Source organism: Clostridium tyrobutyricum (genome assembly GCF_019144085.1).
GTDB classification, from domain to species: Bacteria; Bacillota; Clostridia; order Clostridiales; family Clostridiaceae; genus Clostridium_B; species Clostridium_B tyrobutyricum_A.
The window spans coordinates 60652-67069 of sequence record NZ_JAHHUY010000017.1 but is presented as its reverse complement, the minus strand read 5'-3'; the positions used below and the strand labels follow the sequence as shown (position 1 = coordinate 67069).

The window sequence follows — 6418 nt, the reverse complement described above, 5'->3', positions numbered from 1 at the left end:
TAATTTTTTAGTGCGACAGCCCCTTTTTTAATGTGATACTATTCCACCTGTTTCATATATAAGAGTTTTTAACCTGTCTATTTTTTCATCTGAATCTGTATTTATTACTACTTTATAATTGGAATTCAATACATCATTGAGACTTCCCATACCATCACCTACATTATTGGGAATATATGAACTATTAGAAAAAGAATGTGAGCTTGTTATTGCATCTGAAAAATTATAGGTATAATTTTCAAAATCTATGTATTTATCGTTTAAATCAACTGCTGAATCATTGAAACCGGCACTTTTAAATTGATCTACAGCATTGTTTGCATTTTTAATTCCATTATAATAAGCTTCAATTCTCATAAAAACACCTCTTTGTTTTTTCTATTTATAGTATTTCTCAAATTTTTAAATAATATACGGCTTAAAAGTAGATTTATATTTATATTTACATATTTATATATTGATGTATATAAATGGGGTGATTTTATGAAAATAGATGTAGTCTTTGAGGGAGGAGGAGTAAAAGGTATTGGATTAATTGGAGCTATATGCTGTTTTGAAGATTATGGATATGAATTCAATATGTTAGCAGGAACTTCCGCAGGTTCAATAATAGCAGCACTTCTTTCAGTTGGGTACACAGGAAGAGAATTGAAGTCAATGATGTTAGAATTAGATTATAATATGTTTTTTAAAAAGAAATCACTTTATCATATGAATATAATAAAAAAATCTATTAATTTATTCAAAGATAAGGGTATATATTCAGGGGATCAATTGGAAAATTATATAAATGAACTTATTTTAAAAAAGGGAAAAAGTACATTTAAAGATATAGAAACAGGAGGTGTGTCGCCACTCAAAATAATTGCTTCAGATGTAACTGAAAAAAATATTTTAATACTTCCAGATGATTTAATTAAGTACGGAATAAATCCTATGGATTTTGAAATATCCAAGGCAATTAGAATGAGCATAAGTATACCTCTTTATTTTAAACCTGTAAAATTTTATCATAATGGTGGATGTAGTTATGTAGTAGATGGTGGGATATTAAGTAATTTTCCTATATGGATATTTGATACAGATACAAAACCTGTTAGACCAACTATAGGATTTAAACTAGTAGATGCAAATAAAAAATATGCTTCTTCTCCAAAGAGGGATTTTATATCATATTTATTTGATATCATAAGTACCATGATAGATAAAAATGAAGAAATATATGTTAAAGATAAGGATGCAGTAAGAACTGTGTTTATTCCAACATTGGGAGTAAAGACTACGGATTTCAATATATCTAAAGATATGAAGATAAAACTATTTAATTCTGGATATAAAAGTGCAAAAAAATTTTTGAAATTTTGGAATTTTGATAAATATATAAGAAAATATTATATGTGAATTTGTTGAATTATTCTATTAGTATGATATTATCTATAATAAGGGTTTTTATGGTATGCCTAACAAGGAGGAAATTAATATGGATTTTTATATTTATGATACTATGACTAGAAAAAAGGTTAAATTTATTCCATTGGAAAAAGGAAAAGTAAGAATGTATACTTGTGGCCCTACAGTTTATAATTATGCTCATATAGGTAATTTAAGAACTTATATATTTGAAGATACGTTAAAAAAATCTTTAAAATATTTTGGATATAAAGTAAAGCATGCTATGAATATAACAGATGTAGGACACCTTGAATCAGATGCGGATACTGGTGAAGATAAAATGGAACTTGGAGCAAAACGTGAAAATAAAAGTGTCTGGGAAATTGCAAGATTTTATGAAAATGCCTTTTTTAAAGATTGTGAAAAGCTTCATATAAAGAAACCTGATATAATATGTAAAGCTACAGACAACATACCTGATATGATTAAAATGATTAAAACTTTGCAAGATAAGGGATATACTTATATATCAAATGGCAATGTATATTATTCAATTGATAAATTCAAAGATTATAATAAGTTGGCCAATTTGAGTATGAATGAGCTGGAGGCAGGAAGCAGGGTTGAAATAGATAAGGGAAAGAAAAATCCAATGGATTTTGTACTTTGGTTTACTAATTCAAAATTTAAAAATCAGATAATGCAGTGGGACTCACCATGGGGAAGAGGATTTCCAGGTTGGCACGTTGAATGTTCAGCAATGTCTATGAAATATTTAGGAGATAGAATAGATATACACTGTGGTGGAGTAGATCATATACCTGTACATCATACTAATGAAATAGCTCAGTCAGAAGGTGTGGTAGGTCACAAATGGGTTGATTACTGGATGCATGGTGAATTTCTTGTGTTAAACAATGGAAAAATGTCTAAATCAAAAGGAGATTTTTTAACTGTCTCCAGTATTGAAGATAAGGGATTTTCAGGATTGGATTATAGGTATTTTTGTCTCCAATCAAGATATAGAAAGCAACTTTTATTTAATTTTGATGTGTTAAACGATGCAGCACTTTCTTATAAAAAATTGAAAGATAAAGTGTCAAATATAGTTTTAAAGTCTGAACAAGATAAGTATAATGAAATAGATGAAAATGCAGTTGAGCAGTATAAAGAGGAGTTTTCTAAGCAGATTGGAGATGATTTAAATACTCCAAATGCATTTACAGTTCTTCAGGAAGTCATAAAGACAGATAAGATAACAAATATGGAGAAGAAAATATTAATAGAAAGTTTTGACAATGTTTTTTCTCTTGAACTTGTAAATCATAAAAATAGTAATAATATTGATGCAGATAAAATAATTATAAATAAATTAATTGAAGATAGGAACCTGGCAAGAAAGTCTAAAAATTGGGTCGAAGCTGATGCAATAAGGGATAAACTTAATTCCATGAATATAGAATTGCTTGATTCAAAAGATGGAACCAAATGGAGAATAAAAAATTAATGCTTGAAAAACGGGATGTTACAGTAGTAAAACATTCCGTTTTTTATAATCCACTAAAATAATATTAATTTTTAGAATACTATAGATATTAAAATAATAAAATCATTGTATAGAGATAAAATAATAAACTTGGAGTATATATGAGGATATATAAAAAACATAATTATGTGTATTTATTACTGTATATATATTTTTTTGTATTGATATTTTTTGGAATTATATATTGGAATATAGCTAATCATTCACGAGGGGAATTTTTCATATTTCAAAATGATATAAATTTAGATACAAAGACTGCTATGTTTAAGAAAAAAATGCACATAAAATTTTATAGTAAAGATTTAAATGACAGTATAAAAAAATTGATTATTTCAGAGGAATATAAGAGACCTATTGTAAAACTAAATATATTAAACAATTCTATATATAATAAGGCTACATTTGTATTTGATAGAGTACTTGGAGAAAATTGGGCAGATTACTATTATTTAATTATGGAAAGTAAAGGAATTACTCATATGAGTATATTGGATATGGGAGAAAATAAGCTAAATGGAGCTTTTGATAGTCATAAGATAAAAATATGTTTTTATAAATTAAAAGATGATAAAGAAGATAATTTTTCAAGTTATAAGAAAAATTATTCAACAAGACTTAAGAAGATAAATACTATATATATATGGGTAAATAATTATAGTATAATAAATAAGGAGCATTTTGAAGATGGATATTATTATTACCCAATAAATTTTTATTTCCAGGAACTTATAAAAAATTCTATTTGTTTTCCAGATGAAAGTCCATTTATATTGAGACAAGTATCTAGCGGAAACTTCACGTATCCAATATGGAATTTTATATATTTTAGTGCAGTTACTATAACTACGCTTGGATACGGTGACATACTTCCAAATTCAACTTCAGTACGTATAATAGTTATGATAGAAACTGTGTGTGGAGTTATTATAACAGGAATGCTTACATCATGTATATTTTTAGATAAAGAATAGCAGCATGGTACATTGCTATTCTTTATCTATTATGGCCTTTATTACTTCTCCACCTATTATCATACCAGCTACAGGTGGTACAAAAGAAATACTTGCGGGAATTTGACGCTTGGCCAGACATTTTTTCGAACCACCTACACATACACAACCTTCTTTACAGGTTACAACTTCATCTATTTTAGGCTTTTTAGGAATTTCCTCAGAATATAGTACTTTTAAATTCTTTACACCACGTTTTTTAAGTTCACGCCTCATGACTTTAGCTAACGGGCATATTTTAGTTTTGTATATATCTTCTATTTTAAACATTGTTGGATCTAATTTATTTCCTGTTCCCATGCAACTTATTATATCTATATTATGAGCTTCACACCACATAATGAGAGATATTTTAGATGATATGGTATCTATGGCATCTATTATATAATTTGTATTTTCAGGTATAATACTATCTATATTGTATTCATTTACAAAAGTTTGATAGGTTTCTATATTACAATTTGGATTTATATCCAATATTCTTTCTTTTAACACTTCAACTTTAGGTTTGCCTATAGTTTTAAAATTAGCTTGTATTTGTCTGTTTATATTTGTTAAGCACACAGTATCATCGTCTACTAGTACTATATGCCCTATACCACCTCTGACTAAGGCTTCAAGTGAAAAACTGCCAACACCTCCAAGTCCAAATATAACTACTGTGCTCTCCTGCAGTTTTTTTAAAGCATTTTTACCAATTAAAAGTTCAGTTCTTGAAAATAAATGTTGTTTCATTTCAAAATTCAAATCTCCTTCCCATAATAAGCGATACTATATTATAATACCACAATACTATAAATTTCAAAGGAAATCTAATATATTAAAATTCTAATAAAATATGAATAATTGGATAAATTAATACTATATATTGAAGTGAAAGAAAATTTAAAATTAATATATTTTACAATGATATAATATATTTTACGGTGCTATAATATATATATATGGCAATAACTAAAAAATTGTGTTAATATTATTATGACAATTTAAATAGAGAATATAAAGGGAAGGATTTTTATGATGAAAGAAGTTATTCATTATACTACAGCTATTTTTCAAATAGGCGTATTTATAGTAATGATTTATTATTTAATACTTTCTTTGTTTGGAATTTACAAAAAAAAGGATGAGGGAGCTAAAAATTGCCCACCTAAGAAGACTTTTGCTCTTTTAGTTGCAGCTCATAATGAAGAAATGGTTGTTGGTAAAATAGTGGAAAGCCTGCAAAATATTGAGTATCCTAAAGATATGTACGATATTTTTGTTATTGCAGATAATTGTACTGATAAAACTGCTGATATAGCAAGAAAATATGGTGTCAGTGTCTGTGAAAGAAAAGTTCCAGATAAAAGAGGAAAGGGATATGCTTTAGAGTGGATGTTCAACAAAATATTTAAAATGGACAAAGCTTATGATGCTGTAGGTATTTTTGATGCAGATAATCTTGTATCAAAAAATTTTTTAAATGAAATGAATTATAAACTTTTAAAAGGATATAAAGTAGTTCAAGGCTACATAGATAGCAAAAATCCAGATGATTCTTGGATAACTGAGTCATATTCTATATCGTTTTGGACAGTAAATAGATTATTTCAACTTGGAAGAGCAAATCTTGGTCTTTCAAATCAAATTGGTGGTACTGGTTTCTGTATAGAAACAACTATTCTTAAAGAATTAGGTTGGGGAGTTACATGCCTTGCAGATGATTTGGAGTTTACAAGCAAGCTTGTTTTAAATGGATATAAAGTTGGTTGGGCTCATAATGCAATTGTATACGATGAAAAGCCACTTACTTTAAAGCAATCATGGAATCAAAGAAAAAGGTGGATGCAAGGTTTTGCAGATGTAGCATCAAGATTTTTCTTTAAGCTTATAAAAAAATCTATAAAAGATAGAAGTTTTACTGCATTAGATTGTGCTCTTTATACGATACAACCACTTGCAACACTTCTTATGGGATTAGCTGCATTTTTGACATTAATTCAAAATAACAATGAACATGGTCTAAATATATTTGTAATAAATCAATTATTTACTCAAAATGCAACCACAAAAATTTTATGGCAAGTATTTAGCATTGCACAATTTTTATTGACTCCTTTTATAATGGTTTTAGAAAACAAGTTATCAAAGAAGATGCTTTTGGTATTTGCACTGTATTCACTTAATGTAGTAGTTTTATCTCATATATATGAATCCCCTACTCTATATCAGGTTATTATAGGAAATGCAGTTTATATAGGTATATTTATAATAGCATTAGGGATAATTGGAAGGAAAAAATCAATTAAATTATTTATATGGTATCTTTTGTATGGAATATACACTTTAACTTGGATACCAATTACGATACAAGGTATCTTGGACAAGAATAATAAAGAATGGAGCCATACAAAACACATTAGACAAATAGGAATTCAAGATGTAGAATAAGCATAAAAGAGTTGATTGATATTCTCATAATTAGGAG

The 6418-nt window shown here is 27.4% G+C and carries 6 protein-coding genes; 4 read left to right on the top strand and 2 right to left on the bottom strand.

The annotated features are described in order from the left end of the window. Positions 1-27 precede the first annotated feature (27 nt). The gene (locus tag KM800_RS09165) at positions 28-357 is read right to left on the bottom strand and encodes a hypothetical protein (RefSeq protein WP_217812808.1); all 330 of its coding nucleotides are present in this window, start codon (positions 355-357) and stop codon (positions 28-30) included. Between the two features lie 126 nt (positions 358-483). Between KM800_RS09165 and KM800_RS09160 the strand changes: the two genes are divergently transcribed. The 3 genes from KM800_RS09160 to KM800_RS09150 all read left to right on the top strand — a co-directional run bounded on the left by KM800_RS09160 (position 484) and on the right by KM800_RS09150 (position 3909). Further along, positions 484-1401: a patatin-like phospholipase family protein gene (locus tag KM800_RS09160; RefSeq protein WP_217812807.1), complete on the top strand. Its 918-nt coding sequence runs from the start codon at positions 484-486 to the stop codon at positions 1399-1401. A 79-nt stretch (positions 1402-1480) separates the two neighbouring features. Further along, positions 1481-2899, top strand: a complete 1419-nt coding sequence (cysS, locus tag KM800_RS09155; protein WP_217812806.1) for a cysteine--tRNA ligase — start codon at positions 1481-1483, stop codon at positions 2897-2899. A gap of 140 nt (positions 2900-3039) precedes the next feature. Further along, positions 3040-3909 (top strand): potassium channel family protein, encoded by an 870-nt coding sequence (locus tag KM800_RS09150; RefSeq protein WP_217812805.1) that lies wholly within the window; start codon positions 3040-3042, stop codon positions 3907-3909. Between the two features lie 15 nt (positions 3910-3924). Here KM800_RS09150 and KM800_RS09145 read toward each other — a convergent pair whose 3' ends face one another. Continuing rightward, positions 3925-4683, bottom strand: coding sequence for a tRNA threonylcarbamoyladenosine dehydratase (locus KM800_RS09145; RefSeq protein WP_217812804.1), 759 nt, complete (start codon positions 4681-4683; stop codon positions 3925-3927). A gap of 285 nt (positions 4684-4968) precedes the next feature. Here KM800_RS09145 and KM800_RS09140 point away from each other — a divergent pair, with 285 nt between their 5' ends. After that, positions 4969-6381, top strand: coding sequence for a glycosyltransferase family 2 protein (locus tag KM800_RS09140; RefSeq protein WP_217812815.1), 1413 nt, complete (start codon positions 4969-4971; stop codon positions 6379-6381). The last annotated feature ends 37 nt before the right edge of the window (positions 6382-6418 follow it).

Coding starts and splice junctions, on each gene's coding strand:
- KM800_RS09165 (WP_217812808.1), bottom strand. CDS start 357: ATGAGAATTGAAGCTTATTATAATGGAATTAAAAATGCAAACAATGCT.
- KM800_RS09160 (WP_217812807.1), top strand. CDS start 484: ATGAAAATAGATGTAGTCTTTGAGGGAGGAGGAGTAAAAGGTATTGGA.
- cysS (WP_217812806.1), top strand. CDS start 1,481: ATGGATTTTTATATTTATGATACTATGACTAGAAAAAAGGTTAAATTT.
- KM800_RS09150 (WP_217812805.1), top strand. CDS start 3,040: ATGAGGATATATAAAAAACATAATTATGTGTATTTATTACTGTATATA.
- KM800_RS09145 (WP_217812804.1), bottom strand. CDS start 4,683: ATGAAACAACATTTATTTTCAAGAACTGAACTTTTAATTGGTAAAAAT.
- KM800_RS09140 (WP_217812815.1), top strand. CDS start 4,969: ATGAAAGAAGTTATTCATTATACTACAGCTATTTTTCAAATAGGCGTA.